1 protein-coding gene is annotated in these 505 nt (G+C 41.0%); it reads left to right on the forward strand.

Annotated elements, in window-relative coordinates; genetic code table 11:
- The first annotated feature begins 21 nt into the window (after positions 1-21).
- Positions 22-438: a hypothetical protein gene (locus R7Q46_RS30635; protein WP_020838025.1), complete on the forward strand. Its 417-nt coding sequence runs from the start codon at positions 22-24 to the stop codon at positions 436-438.
- Positions 439-505: the final 67 nt, after the last annotated feature.

The raw sequence follows: 505 nt of genomic DNA on the forward strand, positions 1-505 counted from the left end.
TGCTAAACGAAGGTATTCTTCATGAAAATAATGTCTAAATGTAATGTGTTCGTTATCTCTTTATTCACTTTGGGGCTTTTAGGCTGCGCAAGCACGAAAGACAATATGGTGGCCAAAGGGTTTCCTGTTCAATATGCAGAGGGTTTTGATGACGGGTGTCACAGTGGATACAAAGCGGCTGGAAGCTTGTTTGATGAATTTAAGAAAGACATTTCCCGATTTAACTCTGATAAAAAGTATGCTCAAGGTTGGTCTGATGGATTCAGACAGTGTGAGAGTGAACAGGAAGCAATTGAGCGTCAAACCCGAATAACAATAGAGCAGCAAAAACTGATTGAACAACGCAAAGCCAATGAGCGCTCAGAGACATATCTTCTTGAAAAACATGCATTAGAAGGAGTCGATACAAGCGGACTTGAGAGTTTAACCCCCAAGTAGCGGTGGAGTTTTGTGATTGCGAGTCGATGTACTTTCCATACATTTAGTATTTCGCAAAACGACGTAA

Source organism: Vibrio sp. 811 (assembly GCF_033339195.1).

Coding starts and splice junctions, on each gene's coding strand:
- R7Q46_RS30635 (WP_020838025.1), top strand. CDS start 22: ATGAAAATAATGTCTAAATGTAATGTGTTCGTTATCTCTTTATTCACT.